Source organism: Pseudomonas sp. UF-293 (genome assembly GCF_058245595.1).
Window position 1 is genome coordinate 1 of record NZ_JBSICA010000094.1, and the last position, 261, is coordinate 261.

The 261-nt window shown below is 42.5% G+C and carries 1 protein-coding gene; it reads left to right on the forward strand.

Annotated features, from left to right (window positions below; translation table 11 throughout):
- Positions 1-79: 79 nt before the first annotated feature.
- Positions 80-261: hypothetical protein (locus tag AC4IHP_RS27910; protein ID WP_490833297.1), on the forward strand; the 182-nt coding region annotated here is incomplete at its 3' end.

The following is a 261-nucleotide window of genomic DNA, read 5'->3' on the forward strand; positions in this document are numbered from 1 at the left end:
TATCTTCTTTGCGTTGAATTATCAGTCATCCATTCATGGGTTATATTTATTCATTAATATTTATAAATAATGGAATATGATGAAAGCTAATTTCTTGCTGGCTATTGCTGGATCGATATTGTTAAGCGCCTGCACTGGCGATCGTCTCGATCAGCGCTATGCGCCGGACATCCCTATCGCCGCCCATGCTAAAGCGAATGGCGACATCTGCATCTATCCGTCACCAAAGGAAAACGAGAGGCAAGATACGCTCTATATCAG